This is a genomic window from Bradyrhizobium sp. TM239, from assembly GCF_036247985.1.
Classification (GTDB): Bacteria; Pseudomonadota; Alphaproteobacteria; order Rhizobiales; family Xanthobacteraceae; genus Bradyrhizobium; species Bradyrhizobium ottawaense.
In genome coordinates this window covers 56883-78354 of record NZ_BTIR01000002.1, presented here as the reverse complement: position 1 = coordinate 78354, position 21472 = coordinate 56883, and the positions used below count along the sequence as shown (strand labels likewise).

Genomic DNA, 21472 nt, shown 5'->3' with positions numbered 1-21472 from the left:
GCGCTACGCTCCATCCAGGCTACGAATTCTCCACCTCACTTCATTTTTGAATCTGAACACAGGATTCAGCCTTGGTTCATGTCGTGACCGCGACACTCCCTCTGCATCACTTGCCAGGTAGCCTAGAGGACATGTCATGGAGCGCCGGAACTTTTTGAAACTTGCATTGGGAGTGACGGCGGGCGCCGCCGCCTTCGCCGCGACCGCGCAGGCCGCACCGTTGTCGCCGCAGCCGGTCGGCGATCCCGCGCGCATGCCGCAAGGCAATCCCGCTGCTCATCCTGCCGTCACCACCGGCGAGGAAGCCGCCAAGCTGACGCCGGAACAGGTTCACTGGCATGGCCGCCACCGGGGGTGGGGTCACCGTCATTGGGGCTGGCGTCGCCGCCGCTGGCATCGCCGTCACTGGTAAGCCGCGGCAAGCCGCGAATTGGACGGGGATCGCAGCCGCGGTCCCCGTTTCGATTCCAGGCCGCTCAAATTCCACGGCGGACGAATCGTCGGCAGCAAGCCGGAAACGAAAATGGCCGCGCAGGCTGAACCTGCGCGGCCATCTTGCGATGCAAAGAGATCAGAACGGGCGGCAGCGGCCGGCGTACCAGCGGAAGCCATAGGGGCAAACGCGCGCGCGCGGCACGACGACGACGGGCGGAGCGACCACCACGGGGGCGGGGCGCACGACGACCGCGCCGCGCATCGGGCGGCAGCCACCGTAGGCGCCACGATACCAACCCGGGCCGCAACCCTGCGCGGCGCTGGCGGCCTCGCTGAAACCGACAACCGCACTGGCGAGCATGGCGGCGGCGAACAGGTATTTCATGTGATCTTCCTTCTCGTCCTTGGGGCAGGTCTTTTGGGGGCAGGTCTTTGGGGCAAGTCTTTGGAGCAAGTCTTTGGAGCAAGTCTTTAGCGGCTTGGCGCTTGCGGCGCACAATGAATCAAAAGACACGATTCGACATGTTAAATTTTGCAACACGCCGACACGGTGCGATCCAAATCTGCCAATCATGACCTGAATGCGGCATGAACGTTCCCTGCGTGCGGCTTGGCGCGACAAGGTACTGGCGCCGGCGGCCGGCTCGTCAGTCCTTCCCGTCGCCGAACAGCGCGGCAAACTGCTTCTCGCCGGTGCGGGTGAAGTTGACGACGCGGCTGCCGGGCGTGGCGTCGCGCGCCGCCCATTTCAGCTCGGCGAAGCGCTGCATCATGGCGGCCCCCAGCGTGCCGGCGAGATGATGGCGCCGTTCGCTCCAGTCGAGGCAGGCCTTGCACACGGGCCGCCGCGGATGGGTGAGCATGCCGGGCGAGATCTGCAGATGCTTGGCGAGGAAGCGTTCGCCCTCGGCCGTCAGCTCGATGTCCTGCTTCTTCTGCCTGACCAGATTCCGCTCGCGCAGGGAATCGAGCATCTGCACGCCGAGATCGCCGGCGAGGTGGTCGTAGCAGATCCGCGCGCGCCGCAGCGCCGGGTCCTTCGGCCCGGTGCGCACGCGCATGTGGCCGGTGCGCGCGGCAAGGCCTGCAAGGCCTTCGAGCACGCTGGCGACGTCGTCGTCGGTGAGGCGATAGTAGCGGTGGCGGCCCTGCTTCTCCGGCTCGACCAGCCCGCCGGCCTCGAGCTTGGCCAGGTGCGAGCTCGCGGTCTGCGGCGTGATCCCGGCCTCCTGCGCCAGCTCGCTCGCCGTGAGCGCCCGGCCGTTCATCAGCGCTGTGAGCATGTTGGCGCGCGCGGGATCGCCGACCAGCGAGGCGACCAGGGCGATGTCGGGTCCTGATTTCATGCTTCGATGGTAGCCGAAGCATTGTGGTCGGGCAAGGGCGTAGCCTCTCACCAAGTCGTCATTGCGCGCGCAGCGAAGCTGTGGGGTGGGCAAAGGAGCGTAGCGACGTGCCCATCAACCGTGCTTGCGAAGAAGCGAGGTGGGCACGCTTCCGCCTTCGCTCTTCGAGCTACGGCGGACAAGTCGCTTTGCCCACCCTACGAGACTTCGCGGCTTGCAGTGACGACGGAAACCCAGGAGCGCCTTCATGTCCGTCACCGTCTTCATCCGCTACCAGCTCGATCCGTTCAAGCGCGCGCAGTTCGAGGAATATTCGAAGCGCTGGCTCACCATCATCCCGAAATGCGGCGGTGACCTGATCGGTTATTTCATGCCGCATGAGGGCACCAACAACATCGCCTTCGGGCTGATCAGCTTCGAGAGTCTGGCCGCGTACGAGGCCTATCGCGCCCGGCTGCGGCAGGACGCGGAGGGATTGGCGAATTTCCATTTCGCCGAGGAACACAAATTCATCCTCGCCGAAGAGCGCACCTTCCTGCGCAAGGTGGTATTGTAGGTCCAATAGCAGCAGGAGATGTCCATGATCGCCGTGATCTTCGAGGTCTGGCCGAAGCCGGAACACCGCCAGGACTATTTCGACCTCGCAGCCGATCTGAAGCCGATCCTGCAAACCATCGACGGCTTCATCTCGGTCGAGCGTTTCGAGAGCCTGACCGAGAAGGGCAAGATCCTGTCGGTGTCGTTCTGGCGGGACGAGGCGGCGGTGCAGGCCTGGCGCAACACGATGGAGCACCGCCGCACCCAGGCCAAGGGCCGCGCAAAAATCTTCGCCGACTATCATTTGCGCATTGCCAGCGTCGTCAGGGACTACGGCATGAATGATCGCGACGAAGCGCCGAAGGACAGCCGCGCCGTGCATGACGCGCACTAGCGTTCGTATTCACGCGCGCCTATGTCTGCGCGGCCAACAAGGGAGAAAAACATGCACGTCACGACCGCGGACAAGCGCGCGACCTTCAGGAAGATGCACGAGAGCGGCTGCTTCATCCTGCCCAATCCGGTCGATATCGGCAGCGCCAAGGCGTTGCAGCATCTCGGTTTCAAGGCGATTGCGTCATCGAGCGCGGGCTTTGCCTGGACGGTCGGCAAGGCTGACAACCACGTCAACGTCGAGGACGTTTGTCAGCATCTGGCAGCATTGAGCTCGGCTGTCGACATCCCCGTCAACGCCGATTTCGAGGGCGGCTTTGCGGTCGAGCCGGACAGGGTCGCGGACAATGTCGAGCGCTGCGTGCGCACCGGCGTCGCCGGCCTGTCGATCGAGGATTCCACCGGCGACAAGGACAAGCCGCTCTACGATCGCGCGCTCGCGGTCGAGCGCATCAAGGCCTCGCGCAAGGCGATCGGCGACAGCGGCGCGCTGCTGGTCGGCCGCTGCGAAGCCTATCTGTGGGGCGTGACCGACTTGAAGCTCGTCATCGACCGGCTCACCGCTTACGCCGACGCCGGCGCCGATTGCCTCTATGCGCCGGGCCTGAAGACCCGCGAGGACATCGCTGCCGTGGTGAAGGCGGTGCATCCAAAGCCGTTCAATCTCTTGATCGGCGCGTCCGGCCTGTCGCTGAAGGAAGCCGAGGATCTCGGCGTGCGCCGGATCAGCGTCGGCGGCTCGCTCGCCCGCGCCGCCTGGGGCGGCTTCATGCGTGCGGCAAAGGAGATGGCGGAGAAGGGGACGTTCACCGAGCTCGGCAGCGGTTATCCCGGCGGCGAGCTCAACAAGATGTTCGGCTAGGGACGCAACGAAAAAGCGGCGGGACTTTTTGAGTCCCGCCGCTTCACGCGCTATTGCGAAGTGTTACTTCGCGCCGTCAGACGGCTTCTGGGTGTCCGGGGCCGGCTTGGTCGGCGCCGCACCCGTCGTTACGCCCGGCTCGGTGTTGTTGCGCGGCGTCACGTCGCGCATACCGGGAGGCGCAGCCGGATTGGCAGGAGGCGCCTGCTGTGCGGTCTGCGTCGCCGGCGCGTTGCTGGCCTGGTTGCCAGTGGTCGTATTGTTCAGGCCGTAGAACACGGCACCCAGCACCAGTGCAATCGCAACGGCGAATAACGCAACCTTGCCGCTGGAGGCGGGGCCTTCGCCAAGCTCGGGATCGGCCTGAAGGTCGCCATCCCGGCGCGCCGCGCGAAGATACTCATCGTCGGCGAGGTTCGGGCGGTACGGATCGTTGGGAAAACGGTCGTCAGCCATCGATTGATCTCCTCGGTTATGACGCCCGGACAACCCGTGGATGCGAGATTCTGTTCCGCGCCTCCTTATGCTTTCGTCGCATGTTGCCCCGCCACCGGGAATCGGGAACCTGTTCATTCGGGAACTGACGCGAGTTCCATGGCTGCGACGAGGACAAGCGCGAGGGAACAAGCCAATGTGGAGTTTGCCGCCAAGCGATACCGTGCTGCATTTCCTGTCCCTGGTTGCGATAGCCGCCCAGGGCATGACGGCTGCACTTGCTGCCGGACGCCGCAGCATGGACTGGTTAGGTGTGTGCTTCCTCGGCTGCATCACCGCGCTTGGCGGCGGCACGTTGCGCGATCTCTTCCTCGGGCACTATCCGTTGGTTTGGGTCGCCAATCCGATCTATCTGGCGCTGGCCGGTGGTGCGGCCTTCCTCACCATTCTGTTCGCGCGCCTCGTGCACCGGCTGAAGGTCGCCTTCCTCGTGCTCGACGCCATCGGGCTCGTCGTCTTCACCATGGCCGGCTGCGACGTCGCCTGGCAGATGGATGCTTCGCTGCCGATCGTGATCGTCTCGGGCATGGTGACCGGCTGCGCCGGCGGCGTGTTGCGCGACGTGCTCTGCAACGACGTGCCGCTGCTGTTCCGATCCGAACTCTACGCCAGCGTCTCGGTGGTGACGGGATTGTTCTACGCCACCGCCTTCGGCCTCCATGTCAACGCCGAGCTCTGGACCATCCTGACCTTCGTGTTCGGCATCAGCTTCCGCCTGCTGGCGGTGCGCTACAAATGGGAGATGCCGAAATTCGTGTTCACCGGGGATGAGGACAGGTAGAGGTTACGTGACCTCACCCCATCCACATCGTCATTGCGAGCGTGGCGACTTGTCCGCCGAAGCCTTGGGCGAAGGCGGAAGCAATCCAGGATCTTTCCGCGGAGGGACTCTGGATCGCTTCGCTGCGCTTGCAATGACGGGGGATGGAGCTACTCCTGCTTCCTGGCCTTCGCCACCTGCGACGGCGTCACCAGTGGCGCGGCGTTGCCCCAGGCGTTGCGGATGTAGTTCGTCACCGCCGCGATCTCCTCATTGGACAGCTGCTTGGCGTAGGGCGGCATCTCGCCGGTGTTGGGCGCGCGCGCGGTGGTCACGGTGTGGGCGCCGTCGAGAATGATGCGCAAAGTCGAGGACGGATTGATCGATTGCAGCAGCGCATTGCCCGGCAGCGGCGGATAGATCCGTGGGGCTCCGGAGCCGTCGGCTTCATGGCAGGCGATGCAGAGCTTTGTGTAGACCGCCTGGCCCGCCTTCATCTCGGCATCATCAGGCGGCGTCACGATCGTCTCACGCCGCGTCGGCGGCAGGCCTTTCAGGTACACCGCGATCGCACGCACATCGGCATCGCTCATCTTCGAGGTCGAGTCGACGACGACCTCCGCCATCAACCCGCCGGCATGGCTCCTGGCGTTGCGCCCGCTCTGCAGATATTCGGCAATGTCGGCCGCGCTCCACGACTTCAGCCCCGTGCGGGAAGCGCCATCGAGGCGCGGGGCAAACCAGCCACCGACCTCGTTGCCGGACAGGGCTTGCGCGTCCCTGTCGGCGCCGAAATAATTCTTCGGCGTGTGGCAGGCGCCGCAATGACCGAGCCCGGTGACGAGATAGCCACCTCTGTTCCAGGCCGCGCTCTTGCTCTGGTCCGGCTCGAACAGGCCGGGCTTGAAATACATCGCGTTCCAGACCCGCATCAGGCCGCGATAGCCGAACGGCCAGCGCAGTTCCGGCGGCTTGTTGCGGCTGACGATGGGCGCGAGCGTGCCGAGATAGGCGCGGATCGCCAGCGTGTCGTCCTTCGTCATTTTCGTGAAGTAGGGATAGGGGAACGCCGGATAGTAGTTCGAGCCGTCGGGCGCGACGCCGGTGCGCAATGCGCGGGTGAAATCGGCATCCAGCCAGGCGCCAATCCCGGTGTCGCGGTCCGGGGTCAGGTTCGGCGCATAGATGGCGCCGAAGGGCGTATCGATGCGCTTGCCACCCGCGAATGGTTTTGCCGGATCGGCGGTGTGGCAGCCCGCGCAGTCGCCGGCCTCGACCAGCGTCTTGCCGTAGGCGATCAGCTCCGGCGACGGCTCGGCGGCGCGGGCTGCGCTTGCAACCGCACTGCACAACGCCAAACCGGCAAGAGCCAAGCCAGCCAGAATCGTCCGCATCGAAAGTCTCTCCTGCGACCAATCGCCCGCATCCGGCACGACAGGGGCATCAGTTCGTTTCGCCACAGTGGGGGTATGGTGACACAAATTGAAAATGCCCAGCGTGTTTCAGGCCACGAAGTTGCGATTTTTACCCGGCGCTCCCTTTGGTCCAGATTTGTGATGCGGATCCTGAAATATCCGACATAGAGTGGCGAAACTGGTCGGCGCGCCCTAGCTAAAAACAACGGGAAGGCAACGGCTTAAGTCAGCAAGACCTGAACAGGGCGCAAAAAGAGGACGGCATGGGCATCAACCAGGGTCCGATCAGTCTCGATCAAAAATATACCCAGGAAACCGGGCATGTCTTCACCACGGGCATCCAGGCCCTGGTCCGCCTGCCCATGGCCCAGATCCGGCGCGACCGTGCCAGCGGCCTCAACACCGCGGGCTTCATCTCCGGCTATCGCGGCTCGCCGCTCGGCGGCTACGACCAGCAGCTGTTTGCCGCCCGCAAGCATCTCGAGCAGTACAACATCAAGTTCCAGCCCGGCGTGAACGAGGATCTCGCGGCCACCGCGGTCTGGGGCTCGCAGCAGCTCAACCTCTCGCCCGGCGCCAAATATGACGGCGTGGTCGGCATCTGGTATGGCAAGGGCCCCGGCGTCGATCGCTGCGGCGACGTGTTCCGCCATGGCAATGCCGCGGGCTCGGCCAAGAACGGCGGCGTGCTGTGCCTTGCCGGCGACGACCATGGCGCAAAATCGTCGACCGTCCCGCATCAATCCGACCACGCCTTCATGTCGGCCTTGATGCCGTATCTCTATCCCTCGAGCATCCACGAGATGATCGAGATGGGTCTGCTCGGCATCGCCATGTCGCGCTATTCGGGCTGCTGGGTCGGCATGAAGGTGATCACGGAGACGGTGGAGACCACTGCCGAGATCGACCTCACCGACGAGATGAAGCCCTTCATCATCCCCGCCGATTTCGAGATGCCGCAAGGCGGACTCAATCTGCGCTGGCCCGACGACCGCTTCGAGCAGGACCGCCGCCTGCAGGACTACAAGGGCTTTGCCGCGATCGCCTTTGCGCGCGCTAACAGGGTCAACCGCGTCACCATGGATTCGCCGAACGCCCGCTTCGGCATCATGGCGTCGGGCAAGAGCTACGAGGATGTCCGTCAGGCGCTGCGCGAGCTCGGGATCACCGAAGAGGTCGCCGCCAAGATCGGCCTTCGCCTCTACAAGATCGGCATGCCGTGGCCGCTGGAGCCGGAAGGCGTGCATGAATTCGCCGTCGGCCTGGAGGAGATCTTCATCGTCGAGGAGCGGCGCGAGATCGTCGAGAACCAGGTCAAGCAGGTGCTGTTCAACTGGCGTGACGACGTGCGCCCGCGCATCGTCGGCAAGATGGACGAGCACGACAAGCGCTTCCTGACCTTCGCTGCCGAGCTCAGCGTCGCCTCGCTTGCGACCTCGCTCACCGAGCGACTTCTCAAGCTCGATCTCAACCCCGAGATCGCTTCGATGCTCCGCGCCAAGGCCGACTGGTTCAACGGCCGCCAGGCGAGCCAGATGCAGGCGGTCGCCCCCGTCTCCCGCACTCCGTATTTCTGCTCCGGCTGCCCCCACAACACTTCGACGAAAGTTCCCGAAGGCAGCCGCGCGCTGGCCGGCATCGGCTGCCACTTCATGGCGCTGTGGATGGACCGCTCGACCGAGACCTTTACGCATATGGGCGGCGAGGGCGTGCCGTGGGTCGGCATCGCGCCCTTCACCAACGAGAACCACATCTTCGCCAACCTCGGCGACGGCACCTATTTCCACTCCGGCCTGCTCGCCATCCGTCAGGCGGTGGCGTCCAAGACCAACATCACCTACAAGATCCTCTACAACGATGCGGTGGCCATGACCGGCGGCCAGCGCCATGACGGGGACCTCTCGCCGCAGCAGATCACCTTCCAGCTCCACGCCGAGGGCATCCGCGAGATCTATCTGGTCTCGGAGGCGCCCGACACCTATCCCGCCGACACCATCGCGCCCGGCGTGAAGAAGTATCACCGCGACGAACTCGACAACGTCATGAAGATGTGCCGCGAGTACAAGGGCACCTCGGCGATCGTGTTCGTGCAGACCTGCGCCGCCGAAAAGCGCCGCCGCCGCAAGCGCGGCCTGATGGAGGATCCGGCGCGCCGCGTCATGATCAATCCGGCCGTCTGCGAAGGCTGCGGCGATTGCTCGGTGCAGTCGAACTGCATCTCCGTCGAGCCGCTGGAGACCGAGTTCGGCCGCAAGCGCGCCATCAACCAGTCGTCCTGCAACAAGGACTATTCCTGCCTCAAGGGTTTCTGTCCGTCCTTCGTCACCGTCGACGGCGGCAAGCCGCGCCACCGCGCACCTAGCGAGCTTGCCGATATCGGCGAGCTGCCGGAGCCGGCGTCGCGGCCGACACTCGACAAGCCCTATAACATCGCGGTCGGCGGTGTCGGCGGCACCGGCGTGCTCACCATCGGCGCGCTGCTCGGCATGGCCGCCCATATCGAGGGCAAGGCCTCGATGATCCTCGACATGTCGGGCCTCGCGCAAAAAGGTGGCGCGGTGCTCAGCCACGTCCGCCTGTCGGATCATCCGGCCGAGGTGACCTGTTCGCGCATCGTCACCGGCACGGCTGACCTCGTGCTCGCCGCCGATGAGGTGGTCGCGGTCGCCAAGGACACGATCTCGCTCTGCGACTCCACCCGGACCCGCGGCATCATCAACAGCCACGTCATTCCGACCGCCGATTTCGTCCTCAACCGCGACTTTAACTTCCAGACCCGCAAGCTGAACGAGCTCTTGGAAACGGCGCTGCACAAGGACTCCGTCTTCTTCGATTTCACCAAGCCGGCCGAGCAGCTGCTCGGCGATGCCATCGCCACCAACATGATGATGATGGGCTATGCCTATCAGAAGGGCCTGTTCCCGCTGTCGGCGGAATCGATCGAGCAGGCCATCGAGGTCAACGGCGTCTCGATCAAGATGAACAAGGAAGCCTTCCGCCTCGGCCGCCTTGCGGTCGCCGACCCCACGCGTCTTGCCGACATGCTGAAGGGCACCGATGAAGTCGTTGCGCCGAAGACCCTGGAAGCGATGACGCTGGATGAAGTCATCGAGCACCGCGCCAAGCACCTCACTGCCTATCAGAACAGCCGTCTCGCCAAGCGCTACCGCAAGCTGGTCGACCAGGTGCGCGATGCCGCGGCGAAGGGCGGCTATGGCGATGCGTTGCCGCGCGCGGTCGCGGTGAACTACGCCAAGCTGCTGGCCTACAAGGACGAGTATGAAGTCGCGCGCCTCTATACCGACGGCGCCTTCGCGCAGCAGCTCCGCGATCAGTTCGAAGGCGACTTCAAGTTCAGCTTCAACCTGGCGCCGCCGATCCTCGGCGGCGGCCTCGACGCGCTGGGACGTCCGAAGAAGCGCGCCTTCGGCCCGTGGATGCTCAACGTCTTCGGCGTGCTCGCGAAGCTCAAATTCCTGCGCGGCACGGCGCTCGACATCTTCGGCCGCAGCGCCGACCGCAAGCTCGAGCGCGATTTGATCGCCGGCTACGAGAAGGACGTCACGACCGTGCTTGGTCTCTTGTCGCCGGTCACGATCGATACCGCCGTGGAGTTGCTCTCGCTGCCCGATCGCATCCGCGGCTACGGCCCGGTGAAGGAGAAGGCGGTGGCGGATGCGAAGGTGCGCTACGCCCAGCTCGCGGCGGACCTCGCGAGCCCGCCGCCCGCGCCGCGGCAGATCGCGGCGGAGTAGGGAGGTCTCGTAGGGTGGGCAAAGGCGCAACGCGCCGTGCCCACGACCTCTCCATGATTGCGCAAAAGACGTGGGCACGCTTTCGCTTTGCCCACCCTACGACACCATCCGTTGCGTCGGCGCCGGGCAAAACACCCATTCCGTGGGTCAATCCGCCGGCATAAAAACATTCCGCTTTACCGAAATTCGGAATTGTCGTATCACCCCGCCATCCCATCCCTCTCAAAGGGGCGTATCGCGATCGTCACGAAACGCGGGGTGGGTGGCGGTGGACGCGGGCTGCGTCGCACGAGGCAATGTCTCGTGCACGACGGGCGCGGTCTCGCGTACGGCAAAATCGTGTGGTCCTGACGCCCGCAGGCTGGCGTCAAGTCTTGCGAGCAATTGCAAGGCGACGGGGGCAATAGTGCATCGCTCCCCGGGGAGAGCGCGACATAAGCCGTAAAGCTACTGCGCAGGGAAGGCCGGATGTTCGGCTTCACCTGTATGCCGCTGTGCAGCCTCTTGTAGCGCAATCTTCGCACAGTGGACCGTGGGTGCCCGGCCGGCACCCGGTCTTCCCTGCGCCCTCTGTTTTTCGAGGGAGGCAAGACGGACGCAAAGCTCGGGCGAACGCGCCGCGAGGATGCGGAATTGTGTCTGCAGTGCAGGTCTCTTGCCCCGGACGCAGCGCAGCGCTTCTTCAGCGTGCGCTGCAGAGCCGGGGCCCATCCCGCGACGAGTGCGGTGTGGCATGTGTCCCGGCTCTGCGCAGCAGCGTTGCACGCTGCAGCGCGTCCGGGACGCGAAAGATCACCCCACTTGCGCCCACCCGCTACCCTCTCGCGCGACGGAATATTTCCGCGCTTGCCAACAGGGCCACCGCGGTTCAGAAAAACGGGGCAATAAGAAACGCGAGCGGAGACCTCTGTTTTGACCATCAAGGGCAAAGCCTACATTGCCGGGATCTATGAGCACCCGACCCGGCATGCGCCGGACAAATCCACCGCCCAGCTTCACGCTGAGGTCGCCAAGGGCGCGATCGAGGATGCCGGGATCAGCAAGGACGACGTCGACGGCTATTTCTGCGCGGGCGATGCTCCGGGCGGCGCCTGGCCGATGGTCGATTATCTCGGGCTCAACACCAAGAAGCTTCGCCACGTTGATTCCACCGAGACCGGCGGCTGTTCCTACATCATCCATCTCGGCCATGCCGCTGAAGCGATCGCGGCGGGCAAGTGCTCGATCGCGCTGATCACGCTGGCCGGCAAGCCGCGCACCGGCGCGATGCCGCCGCGTGCGGCCGGCGCCGAGGTCGATTTCGAAACCGCTTATGGTGCGACCACGCACAATGCCTATGGCATGTGTGCCATGCGCCATATGCACGACTATGGCACCACGAGCGAGCAGCTCGCCTGGATCAAGGTCGCAGCCTCCCATCACGCGCAATACAATCCGCATGCGATGCTCAAGGACGTCGTCACCGTCGAGGACGTCTTGAACTCGCCGATGATTTCCGATCCGCTTCACCGCATGGATTGCTGCGTCGTCTCCGACGGCGGCGGCGCGCTGATCGTGACGACGCCCGAGATTGCGAAGAGCTTGAAGAAGCCGCTGGTCAAGCTGATCGGCCATGGCGAGGCCATGAAGGGCCCGCGCGGCGGCAAGGATCTCGATCTCACTTACTCCGCCGGCATCTGGTCAGGCCCGCGTGCGTTCGAGGAAGCAGGCATCACGCCGAAGGACATCAAATACGCCTCGATCTATGACAGCTTCACCATCACGGTGCTGATGCAGCTCGAGGACCTCGGGTTCTGCAAGAAAGGCGAGGGCGGCAAGTTCGTCGCCGACGGCAATCTGATCTCGGGCGTCGGCAAGCTGCCGTTCAACACCGATGGCGGCGGCCTCTGCAGCAACCATCCCGTCAACCGCGGCGGCATGACCAAGATCATCGAGGCCGTCCGGCAGCTGCGCGGCGAGGCGCATCCGAAGGTGCAGGTCAGGAATTGCGATCTCGCCATCGCCCACGGCACCGGCGGCCTCCTGGGTGTTCGCCATGCCGCGTCGACGGCCATTCTGGAGCGCGTGTGATGAGCGAAGCGAAAAAGTATCCGGCCCCGGTGACGAACCCCGAGACCGCCGCGTTCTGGGACGCGGCCAAACAGGGCAAGTTCATGATCAAGCGCTGCACGGCGTGCGGCGAAGCGCATTACTTCCCGCGTTCGATCTGCCCGTTCTGCTACTCCGACAAGACGGTGTGGGAAGAGGCTTCGGGCGAGGGCACGATCTACACCTGGAGCCTGATGCGGAAGTCGCCGACCGGTCCTTACGCCATCGGCTATGTCACGCTGAAGGAGGGGCCGTCGGTGCAGACCAACTTCGTCGACTGCGATCTCGAGAAGCTCAAGATCGGCCAGAAGGTGAAAGTGGTGTTCAAGCCCACCGACGGCGCACCGCTGCCGTTCTTCACGCCGGCCTGATTGCTTTCTTCCTTCCCCCTTGCGGGGGAAGGTGGCATAGGCCGCCTCTGGCGGCCGTTCTTAAAAGACGCCGAAGCGGAGCTTCGGCTTTGGCGCCGGATGAAGGGTTTCTCTCCACAGAGAGATTGCTCGCTGCGGAAGCAACCCCTCACCCAAACGAGTTTGCCGCACGGCTCTCGCAGCCCTCTCCCGCAAGGGGAGAGAGCACTTCGACTGGCAGCGGCGCATAAGAGTCCGGAGAGGAAACAAACAAGATGTCCGCCAGATACGAAGAACTCAAAGGCCTGAAAAACCTCGGCCAGAAATACGCCTACACCGACCGCGAGGTGATGCTCTATGCCTACGGCATCGGGCTCGGCGCCGATCCCATGGACGAGAAGGAGCTCGCTTTCGTCAACGAGGGCACGCTGACGCCGAGACCGCTGAAGGTGGTACCGACGTTTGCGTCCGTCGCCGCGTGGGGCGCGGGCCCCGGCGAGATGAACCTCAACCGCGTCATGGTGGTCGACGGTGAGCGCGACATCACCTTCCACCAGCCGCTGCCGGTGGCTGCGCACATCACCGCGGACTCCTCCGTCGTCGAGGTCTACGACAAGGGCAAGGACAAGGGCGTCGTCATCGCCCACCAGACGGTGCTCAAGAACGAGAAGGGCGAGAAGCTCGCGACACTCGTTGCTTCGCGCTTTGCCCGCGGCGACGGCGGCTTCGGCGGGCCGAGCCTGACCCAGCCCGATCCGCACAAGATCCCCTCGCGCGCGCCCGACAAGACCATCGACATCATCACGCGCCCGGATCAGGCGCTGGTCTATCGCCTCTGCGGCGACCGCAACCCGTTGCACAGTGATCCCGAGTTCGCCAAGAAGGCCGGCTTCCCGCGCCCGATCCTGCACGGCATGTGCACCTACGGCATCACCTGCCGCGGCGTGCTGCAGACCTATGCCGACTACGACGCCAGCGCCTTCCGCCAGCACGTCGCGCGGTTCTCCTCGCCGGTCTATCCCGGCGAGACCGTGACCATGGACCTCTGGAAAGACGGCAACACGATCTCGTTCGAAGCCAAGGTGAAGTCGCGCGGGGTGACGGTGATCAAGAACGGCAAGACGGTGCTGGGTTAGGCCAGTCTCGTGCCCCGGACGCAGCGCGGCGCTCCTTCAGCGGTGCGCTGCAGAGCCGGGGCCCAGAGGCCGCAGCAAAGAACTGGGTCCCGGCTCTGCGACGCAGCGTTTCACGCTGCATCGCGTCCGGGACACGAAACAATAAAAACAGGGAGAAGCCACCATGGGACTACTCGATGGCAAGGTCGCGCTGATCACCGGCGCTGGCGGCGGGCTGGGTGAGGCCTATGCGAAGCTGTTCGCGCGGGAAGGGGCCTCGGTCGTCGTCAACGATCTCGGCGGGCCCCGCGACGGCTCCGGCGCCGACAAGTCGATGGCGCAGCTCGTGGTGGACGCAATCACGGCCGAGGGCGGCAAGGCGGTCGCCAACGGCGCCGACATCTCCACCATGGAGGGCGGCCAGTCGGTGTTCGACGACGCCATCAAGCACTTTGGCCGCGCCGACATCCTGGTCAACAATGCCGGCATTTTGCGCGACCAGACCTTTGCCAAGGCCTCCGAGTCCGACTGGGACAAGGTCATCAAGGTGCACCTGAAGGGCACCTTTTGTTGCACCATGCCGGTGTTTCGCTGGATGCGGGAAAACGGCGGCGGCGTCATCGTCAACACCTCCTCGACCTCGGGGCTGATCGGCAATTTCGGCCAGACCAATTACGGTGCGGCCAAGGGCGGCATCTGGGGCCTGTCCAACGTGCTGGCGATCGAGGGCCGCAAGTACAACATCCGGATCTGGACGCTGGCCCCGGGCGCCCTGACCCGCATGACCGCAGACCTGCCCCGCTATAAGGAGAACCCCTCGGCGGCGCTGGGGCCGGACGGCATCGCGCCGGCCGTGCTATACATGGTCAGCGACTTGTCGGGCGACCAGACTGGCAAGGTGCTGGGCGTGTCCGGGCCCCGCGGCGTGCGCGAGATGCGGATGATGGAAATGGAAGGCTGGAAACCGCCGCACACGGGCTGGAAGGCCCAGGACATCGCCGATCATGCCAAGGAGATCTTCTTCTCCGAGGAGCAGATCAAGATGGGCGCGCGGCGGTTTTAGGAGCCGTCATGCCGGGGCACGCGAAGCGTGAGCCCGGGATCCATACTCCGGATCGTGGTTATGGATTCCGGGCTCGCGACTGCGTCGCGCCCCGGAATGACAATAGAGAGAGACGAGGACTAGATGAAACTCACCGCCGACGCCAAGGGCACTTTCGCAATCGCGCCGACGCCGTTCCACGACGACGGCCGGATCGACGAGCGCTCGATCGACCGCCTGACCGATTTCTACGAGGAGGTCGGGTGCGACGGCGTCACGGTGCTGGGCATCCTTGGTGAGGCGCCGAAGCTGGACGCCACCGAGGCCGAGCAGGTCGCGGTGCGCTTCGTCAAACGCGCCAGGAAGATGCAGGTGATCGTCGGCGTCTCCGCGCCGGGCTTTGCCACCATGCGCTCGCTGGCCAGGGCCTCGATGGACGCGGGCGCAGCCGGCGTGATGATCGCGCCGCCGCCCTCGCTTCGCACCGACGACCAGATCGTCGGCTATTTCAAGCAGGCGGCGGAAGCCATCGGGCCTGATGTGCCCTGGGTGCTCCAGGACTATCCGCTGACGCTCACGGTGGTGTTTACACCGGCCGTGATCCGCAAGATCGTCATGGACAATCCGAACTGCGTGATGCTCAAGCATGAGGACTGGCCGGGGCTGGAGAAGATCACGACGCTGCGCGGCTTCCAGAAGGACGGCTCGCTCCGTCCGCTCTCGATTCTCTGCGGCAATGGCGGCACGTTCCTGGACTTCGAGATGGAGCGCGGCGCCGACGGCGCCATGACCGGTTACGCCTTCCCGGAGCTTCTGATCGACGTCGTGAACCTCTCCAAGGCCGGCAAGCGCGATGCCGCGCATGATCTGTTCGACGCGCATCTGCCGCTGATCCGCTACGAGCAGCAGCCCGGCGTCGGCCTGACCATCCGCAAATACGTGCTGCAGAAGCGCGGCATCATCGCCTCCAGCGCCCAGCGCAAGCCCGGCGCGACCATCACGGCGACGGCGAAAGCGGAGGTCGAGTACCTGCTGTCGCGCGTCGCCCGCGTCGACAAGCGCGCCAATCTCGGCCCGCAATCCAGCGCCGCGGGTTAGTCGCATGGCCGAGACATCAGCATCACGCCCGGCCTCGACGATCCTCCTGCTGCGCGACGGCCCCACGGTCGACGGCAAGAGCCGCGACGAAATCGAAGTCTTCATGATGGTCCGCCATCATCAGATCGAGTTCAACTCGGGCGCGCTGGTGTTTCCCGGTGGCAGCGTCGATGCCGGCGACAACGAGATCGTCGCGCGCTCCGACCTGTATTCGGGCGGTGAGGGCCTCAGCGAGGCGGATCGTGGTTTTCGCATCGCCGCGATCCGCGAGACCTTCGAGGAGAGCGGCATCCTGTTGGCGCGGGCGAAGGGGACGGGTGCGCCTGTCGATGCCAGGCGTGCTGGCGAGATCGCCGACAAGCACCGCGTCGCGCTCAACGAGCACAAGGTCAGCTTCCTGAGCATCCTGGTCGACAACGACCTTCAGCTCGCGCTCGACACGCTGGTGCCTTACGCGCACTGGATCACGCCGGAGGGCATGCCGAAGCGCTTCGACACCTGGTTCTTCCTCGCCGCCGCGCCGCCCGATCAGCTCGGCGCCCATGATGGCCGGGAGTCGACCGATTCGATCTGGATCTCGCCGCGCGAGGCGGTGGAGGGCGGCGAGAGCGGCCGCTTCAAATTGCCGTTCCCGACCACGCGCAATCTGATCCGCCTCGCCAAGCAGGGCAGCGTGGGCGCCGCGCTGGACCATGCCCGCGGCATGTCGATTGTCACGGTGATGCCCGTGATGACCAAGACCGAAACCGGCCGCCAGCTCCGCATTCCCCGCGAGGCCGGCTATGACGGCGAGGTGTTCGAGGTCGGCGCGGTGGGCTAATACACTTCGACACGCAACGAACTATCTGCGACCGTAGACGCGCTAGGTTCCGTCTCTGACAACGGGACGGAGCGTGCGAAATGGACAGCCGGCAGGACACCAACATCGCCGGCGAGCTGGCGCTCCTGGTCGCGCTCGCAACGCTCTGGGGCGGCTCCTACACCTTCATCAAGCTCGGCGTCGCCACCATTCCCCCGATCACCTTGATCGCGGCGCGAACCGCGATTGCGGGCCTCCTGCTGCTGGCCGTCATGTGGCTGCGCGGCATCAGGATGCCCACGGACGCAGCGACCTGGCAGCGCTTCGCCTTCCAGGCCGTGCTCAACAGCGTCATCCCCTGGACGCTGATCGCCTGGGGCGAGCGCCACGTCGATGCAGCGCTCGCCACCATCCTCAACTCGGCCGGCCCGATCTTCACCTTCCTGCTCACGGCTGTCGTGACCCGCCACGAGGCGACGACATCGCGCAAGCTGTTCGGCGTGGTCGCCGGCATGGCCGGCATCCTGCTGATCGTCGGCGTCGATGCCTTCCATGACATGGGCAGCGGTCTCGTCGCGGAGGCGGCCATCGTCGCCGCCACCATCTGCTACGCCTGCGCCGCGATCTTCGGCCGCAGCTTCAAGGGCCTCGATCCCATGGCGCCCGCGGCCGGCTCGCTGCTGGCGGGGGCGGCGGTCCTGATCCCGGCCTCGCTGGTGGTCGAGCAGCCCTGGACGCTGTCGCCTTCGCCGAGTTCGCTGCTGGCGCTGCTCGCGCTCGCGGTGTTCTCGACGGCCGCGGCGTTTGCGATCTATTTCCGCCTGATCCAGACCCTGGGCTCGGTCGGCACCACCGCGCAGGCCTATCTGCGGGTGCCCATTGGCGTTGCCATCAGCGTCGCCTTCCTCGGCGAGAGCCTGAGCCGGACCGCCTGGATCGGGCTTGCCTGCGTCGTCCTCGGCGTCGCCGCCATGACGATCCCGGCCCGGCGGCAGGCAAGCGTCAAACCGTCATAGTTCGGGGAAGGGGGCTCCGAGGCCCACAATATTAAGGATAATCGGCGGCCCGCGGCATGTTTCCCCGGGGCCGCAATACGTCGTATATTGGGCCTCCAATATCCCGGTCCTCAAAGCCCAATGTCCGCCGAATTGACGCCGACCCCTGAGAAAAAGCGAACATTCTCGCTCTCCATCGGCCAGCTCACTTTCGGCAGCTTCCTGTTGGTGCTGGCGGTGATCATCGTCACGTCGACCGCGAGCGTGATCGCGATCCGGCACATCGACACCACCTTCGCCGAGCTGCAGCGGCTCCAGAGCGTCGGCGACCTCGCCGAGGACATCGATCGCCGCATGAACGAGTTGCGGCTTGCCGCGCGCGACTTCGTCACCGATCCCGGCGCCGGCATCCAGTTCAAGCAGGTGGGCGAGGCGGCCTCGACGCTCAGCGACATCCTGAAGAAGACCCGCATCGAGCTCGCGCCCGAGCAGCAGGACATGATCGACGGGGTCACCGAGCGGCTTGCGACTTATCGCAACGGCCTCGAGCGGATATCGACCCTGATCGATCGCCGCGCCCAGCTGCTCGCCGGCCTGCCGCCGCTGCGCGACCAGTTCGATGTGGCTGTCTCCGGCACCGCCGACCGTGAGCTGGCCTCGCGACTGTCGGAGGCGCAGAGCCGGATCGCGCTCGGGCTGCTTGCGCGCAACCCGTCCGCGGCGGAGCAGGCGGCGCAGAATATGCGGGCCCTGAACATTGTCGATGCCAGGCTGAGATCGGCGGTGAACGACTATGCCGAGGCCATCATGGCCGTGGCCGTTCGCGAGCGGCAGATCGCCGACATCGACCGCGAGGTGCTGGGAACCGAGGGCCGGCTGATCGGTCGCGTCACCGAATTGCTGCGTGAAGTCAGCGACCGGCGCGGCCATGTGCTGTCGCGCGATTTCGCCCGGACGCTGACGGAAGCGCGATGGCAGAGCATCGTGCTCGGCACCATCGGCGTTCTGATCGGTATCGCCGCGGCGTTGTTCGTGGTGCGCAGGACGGTGCGCCCGCTCGCCCAGATCGCCCGCTCGATCCGCGCGCTTGCGGCGGGCCGGAAGGACACCTCGATCCCGTCGGCCGACCTCGACAACGAGATCGGCGACATCGCCCGTGCAGCCGAAGTGTTCCGACGCGCGCTGGAGGAAGCCGACACGGCGCGCGAGGCGGCGGTGCGCGCGCTTACCGAACAGCGCCTCGCCGAAGAGAGCTACCGAAAGCTGTTCGAGGGCTCGGTCGACGGCATCTACGTCACGACGCCGGCCGGCGATCTGCTCAACGCCAATCCGGCGCTGGCGCGGATGATGGGCTATGACAGCCCGCAGCACCTCATCGACAGCATCAACGACATCGCCCACACCATCTACGTCCATCCCGAGGCACGCGTCGAATACCAGCGGCTGATGGCGCGCGACGGCATGGTGCGCGAGTTCGAGTACCAGGTGCGCCAGCGCAGCGGCGACATCCTGTGGCTCTCGGACAGCGCCACCGGCGTGCGCGACGAGCAGGGCAACATCGTCCGCTATGAGGGCACGCTGCGCGACATCACCGACCAGAAGCGGGCGGAAGACGCCATCGCCGAAGGCCGGCGCCTGCTCCAGCAGGTCATCGACACCGTGCCCGCGGTGATCAACGTCAAGGACCGCGACCTGCGCTATGTGCTGATGAACCGCTACATGGCCGGCATCTTCGGCATCGAACCCGGCGACGCGCTCGGCCGCACCACGGCGGACCTGATGTCGCGCTACGGCGCGGCCAAGACCGACGAGAACGACAAGCGCGTGCTCAGCATCCGCAAGGGGCTCGGCTTCTATGAGGAGGAGTACAAGGATAGCTCCGGCAACATGCGGCAATGGCTGGTCAACAAGCTGCCGCTGCTCGATGCCGAGGGCGAGATCGAGCGGATCGTCACCGTCGCGCTCGACATCGGCGAACGCAAGCGCGGCGAGCAGGAGATGCGCAAGGCCAAGGAGTCCGCCGAGACCGCGCTGCGCAATCTGCGCGAGACCCAGGCCTCGCTGATCGAGGCCGAGAAGCTCGCCGCGCTCGGGCGCCTCGTTGCCGGCGTTGCCCACGAGGTCAACAATCCCGTCGGCATCAGCCTCACGGTCGCCTCCGCGCTGGAGCGCAAGACGGCGATGTTCACCTCCGAGGTCGAGCGCGGGGAGCTGCGCCGCTCCACGCTCAACGACTTCCTCAACACCAGCCGCGACGCATCCTCGCAGCTCGTCTCCAATCTCAACCGCGCCGCCGAGCTGATCCAGTCGTTCAAGCAGGTCGCCGCCGACCGCAACTATTCGGACCAGCGCAGCTTCGATCTCGGCGATCTCACCGAGCAGGTGGTGATGAGCCTGAGGCCGGGCCTGCGCAAGCACAACCTGACGCTCAATGTCGAGTGCCAGCCGGATCTGACCATGAACAGCTATCCCGGCCCATACGGCCAGGTGCTGACCAATCTGTTTCTCAATTCGGTGGCGCACGCCTTCCCGGACGGGCGGCCGGGGACCATCGACATCCAGGTGCGCGAGTCCGGCAAGGACAATGTCGAGATCATCTTCTCCGACAATGGCTGCGGCATGTCGCTCGACGTCCGCCGGCGCGCCTTCGATCCGTTCTTCACGACGCGGCGCGACCAGGGCGGCACGGGTCTTGGATTGCACATCGTCTACAGCATCGTCACCAACCGGCTCGGCGGGCGGCTCGATCTCGATTCCGAACCGGGCAGCGGCACTCGCATCCAGATCATCCTGCCGCGCACGGCGCCGCTGGAGCAGGCTGCCGAGTAGCTCGTGCGTTTAGTCGATGTCGGCGAGCTTGTGCAGCGTCGCGCCAAAAATCTGGCTGGCCTTGCCGACGAGAGCCGTGCCCGTCATCTCCGCGCGTGTGTCCGTGAAGGTGCCGCTGAGGCCGATGCCGACGGGGGCAGGGCCGCCGAACAGCGGATTGTCGTCGCCCCGCGGCGAGGTGTGTCGTTGCACCAGCACTTCGCCTTTGAAGGTGTTGTTGTCCTTCACCACGTAGCTGCCGGTGTAATAGAGGTAGGCATCGCCGCCAAGAATCTTGCCGTCGTGAAAAAGAATCACGCCACTGCCCTTGCCGACCCGGCCATCGAGCAGGTTCACGTGAATCGAATAGAGGCCGTTCTTCATAACGTCCCGCAGGCCGGCCGCCATCGCCCAACGGCGTAACCGGTCCGGCTTTTATGCCAAAGCGTATCGCCTCGCGCAACGCGGCAGTTTGCCGGCCGGCCATGGGAGGTTGCCGCCGCAAGCCGTAGTTGTCCCGGCTTGTGCGTGACGCCGTCATGACGGTCTGATGATAGGGCGAGGCCGATCGCCTACGAATCAAGATTGGCCCGCGAAATGCATAACAATTGTTGCACTGGCCGCGGGGTGCTGGAGCAAGACGATGAGCAACTGGATCGATTCCGGCGGCGATGAGCCGCGTCTGTACAGTGTGCGTCCTACGAATTGCAAAAGCGAACGATGGTGTTCCGGCGGCGCAACATACTGGCGAAGCGCGGCAAGACTGGCAGGTGCCCTGGTCTTGGTTGCGCTCGCAGCCCCCTTCGGGCACGCGCGCGACCGCGGCCAGTTCGTCAACACCAATGCGGATTTGAAAGCCTGGTTCGACGGCCTGCGCAGCGGCAAGGGGCCGTGCTGCTCCGATGCTGACGGTTCGGCGCTCTCGGATACCGACTGGGACAGCAAGGACGGGCACTATCGTGTCCGCCTCCCGCGCTATGGCTCCAGGCTCGAAGGGCAGCCGCAGGAACTCGTCTGGGTCGACGTCCCCGAGGAGGCCGTGATCTCCGAGCCCAACCGGGTGGGGCGCACCATGGTATGGCCGATCTACGGCTATATGGGCGTCAGCATCCGCTGCTTCATGCCCGGCAGCATGACTTAGCCGTGCCGGCGGCGTGTCGTCTGGTGTGATGATGCGGC

20 protein-coding genes are annotated in these 21472 nt (G+C 65.2%); 15 read left to right on the top strand and 5 right to left on the bottom strand.

What is annotated here, in order from left to right; translation table 11 throughout:
* Positions 1-136 precede the first annotated feature (136 nt).
* On the top strand, positions 137-412 hold the full coding sequence (locus tag AABA84_RS04615) for a twin-arginine translocation signal domain-containing protein (RefSeq protein WP_212248975.1): 276 nt from the start codon (positions 137-139) through the stop codon (positions 410-412).
* Between the two features lie 159 nt (positions 413-571).
* Here the strand turns inward: AABA84_RS04615 and AABA84_RS04610 are convergent, their stop codons facing one another.
* Together AABA84_RS04610 and AABA84_RS04605 are read right to left on the bottom strand one after the other, a co-directional pair.
* A complete protein-coding gene (locus AABA84_RS04610; protein ID WP_026202719.1) occupies positions 572-820 on the bottom strand; it encodes a GCG_CRPN prefix-to-repeats domain-containing protein in 249 nt (82 codons plus the stop codon).
* A 262-nt stretch (positions 821-1082) separates the two neighbouring features.
* A complete protein-coding gene (locus AABA84_RS04605) occupies positions 1083-1781 on the bottom strand; it encodes a winged helix-turn-helix domain-containing protein (RefSeq protein WP_212248974.1) in 699 nt (232 codons plus the stop codon).
* Positions 1782-2028: 247 nt separating this feature from the next.
* On the opposite strand from AABA84_RS04605, the gene AABA84_RS04600 reads away from it, so the two are divergent.
* From AABA84_RS04600 to AABA84_RS04590, 3 genes are read left to right on the top strand one after another with little or no spacing between them, the layout of a single operon-like run.
* Positions 2029-2337 carry an NIPSNAP family protein gene (locus AABA84_RS04600; protein WP_212248973.1) on the top strand — a complete coding sequence of 103 codons (309 nt, stop codon included), beginning with the start codon at positions 2029-2031 and terminating at the stop codon, positions 2335-2337.
* Between the two features lie 24 nt (positions 2338-2361).
* Positions 2362-2712 (top strand): antibiotic biosynthesis monooxygenase family protein, encoded by a 351-nt coding sequence (locus tag AABA84_RS04595; protein WP_212248972.1) that lies wholly within the window; start codon positions 2362-2364, stop codon positions 2710-2712.
* A gap of 51 nt (positions 2713-2763) precedes the next feature.
* Positions 2764-3573, top strand: coding sequence for an isocitrate lyase/PEP mutase family protein (locus tag AABA84_RS04590; protein WP_212248971.1), 810 nt, complete (start codon positions 2764-2766; stop codon positions 3571-3573).
* A 63-nt stretch (positions 3574-3636) separates the two neighbouring features.
* Here AABA84_RS04590 and AABA84_RS04585 read toward each other — a convergent pair whose 3' ends face one another.
* Positions 3637-4029 (bottom strand): hypothetical protein, encoded by a 393-nt coding sequence (locus tag AABA84_RS04585; RefSeq protein WP_028140977.1) that lies wholly within the window; start codon positions 4027-4029, stop codon positions 3637-3639.
* A gap of 175 nt (positions 4030-4204) precedes the next feature.
* Between AABA84_RS04585 and AABA84_RS04580 the strand changes: the two genes are divergently transcribed.
* Complete coding sequence (locus tag AABA84_RS04580; RefSeq protein ID WP_338311513.1) at positions 4205-4849, top strand: trimeric intracellular cation channel family protein; 645 nt, start codon at positions 4205-4207, stop codon at positions 4847-4849.
* A gap of 149 nt (positions 4850-4998) precedes the next feature.
* Here the strand turns inward: AABA84_RS04580 and AABA84_RS04575 are convergent, their stop codons facing one another.
* Complete coding sequence (locus AABA84_RS04575) at positions 4999-6222, bottom strand: c-type cytochrome (RefSeq protein ID WP_338311512.1); 1224 nt, start codon at positions 6220-6222, stop codon at positions 4999-5001.
* Between the two features lie 284 nt (positions 6223-6506).
* Between AABA84_RS04575 and AABA84_RS04570 the strand changes: the two genes are divergently transcribed.
* From AABA84_RS04570 to AABA84_RS04530, 9 genes are all read left to right on the top strand, one after another.
* On the top strand, positions 6507-9998 hold the full coding sequence (locus tag AABA84_RS04570) for an indolepyruvate ferredoxin oxidoreductase family protein (protein ID WP_338311511.1): 3492 nt from the start codon (positions 6507-6509) through the stop codon (positions 9996-9998).
* A 912-nt stretch (positions 9999-10910) separates the two neighbouring features.
* The gene (locus AABA84_RS04565; protein WP_212248967.1) at positions 10911-12068 is read left to right on the top strand and encodes a thiolase domain-containing protein; all 1158 of its coding nucleotides are present in this window, start codon (positions 10911-10913) and stop codon (positions 12066-12068) included.
* A complete protein-coding gene (locus tag AABA84_RS04560; RefSeq protein WP_028154920.1) occupies positions 12068-12457 on the top strand; it encodes a Zn-ribbon domain-containing OB-fold protein in 390 nt (129 codons plus the stop codon). Before AABA84_RS04565 ends, AABA84_RS04560 begins: the two co-directional genes overlap by 1 nt.
* 254 nt (positions 12458-12711) lie before the next feature.
* Positions 12712-13572: a MaoC family dehydratase gene (locus AABA84_RS04555; protein ID WP_212248966.1), complete on the top strand. Its 861-nt coding sequence runs from the start codon at positions 12712-12714 to the stop codon at positions 13570-13572.
* Positions 13573-13735: 163 nt separating this feature from the next.
* Positions 13736-14614, top strand: a complete 879-nt coding sequence (locus AABA84_RS04550; protein ID WP_038950419.1) for an SDR family oxidoreductase — start codon at positions 13736-13738, stop codon at positions 14612-14614.
* Positions 14615-14737: 123 nt separating this feature from the next.
* Complete coding sequence (locus AABA84_RS04545) at positions 14738-15691, top strand: dihydrodipicolinate synthase family protein (RefSeq protein WP_338311510.1); 954 nt, start codon at positions 14738-14740, stop codon at positions 15689-15691.
* A 4-nt stretch (positions 15692-15695) separates the two neighbouring features.
* Positions 15696-16511, top strand: coding sequence for an NUDIX hydrolase (locus AABA84_RS04540; protein ID WP_338311509.1), 816 nt, complete (start codon positions 15696-15698; stop codon positions 16509-16511).
* A gap of 80 nt (positions 16512-16591) precedes the next feature.
* A complete protein-coding gene (locus tag AABA84_RS04535) occupies positions 16592-17506 on the top strand; it encodes a DMT family transporter (RefSeq protein ID WP_212248963.1) in 915 nt (304 codons plus the stop codon).
* 120 nt (positions 17507-17626) lie between these two features.
* Complete coding sequence (locus AABA84_RS04530; protein ID WP_212248962.1) at positions 17627-20314, top strand: PAS domain S-box protein; 2688 nt, start codon at positions 17627-17629, stop codon at positions 20312-20314.
* 9 nt (positions 20315-20323) lie between these two features.
* On the opposite strand, the gene AABA84_RS04525 is transcribed toward AABA84_RS04530, so the two are convergent.
* On the bottom strand, positions 20324-20677 hold the full coding sequence (locus AABA84_RS04525) for a GrlR family regulatory protein (RefSeq protein WP_212249165.1): 354 nt from the start codon (positions 20675-20677) through the stop codon (positions 20324-20326).
* A 259-nt stretch (positions 20678-20936) separates the two neighbouring features.
* On the opposite strand from AABA84_RS04525, the gene AABA84_RS04520 reads away from it, so the two are divergent.
* Positions 20937-21434 carry a hypothetical protein gene (locus AABA84_RS04520; RefSeq protein WP_338311508.1) on the top strand — a complete coding sequence of 166 codons (498 nt, stop codon included), beginning with the start codon at positions 20937-20939 and terminating at the stop codon, positions 21432-21434.
* The last annotated feature ends 38 nt before the right edge of the window (positions 21435-21472 follow it).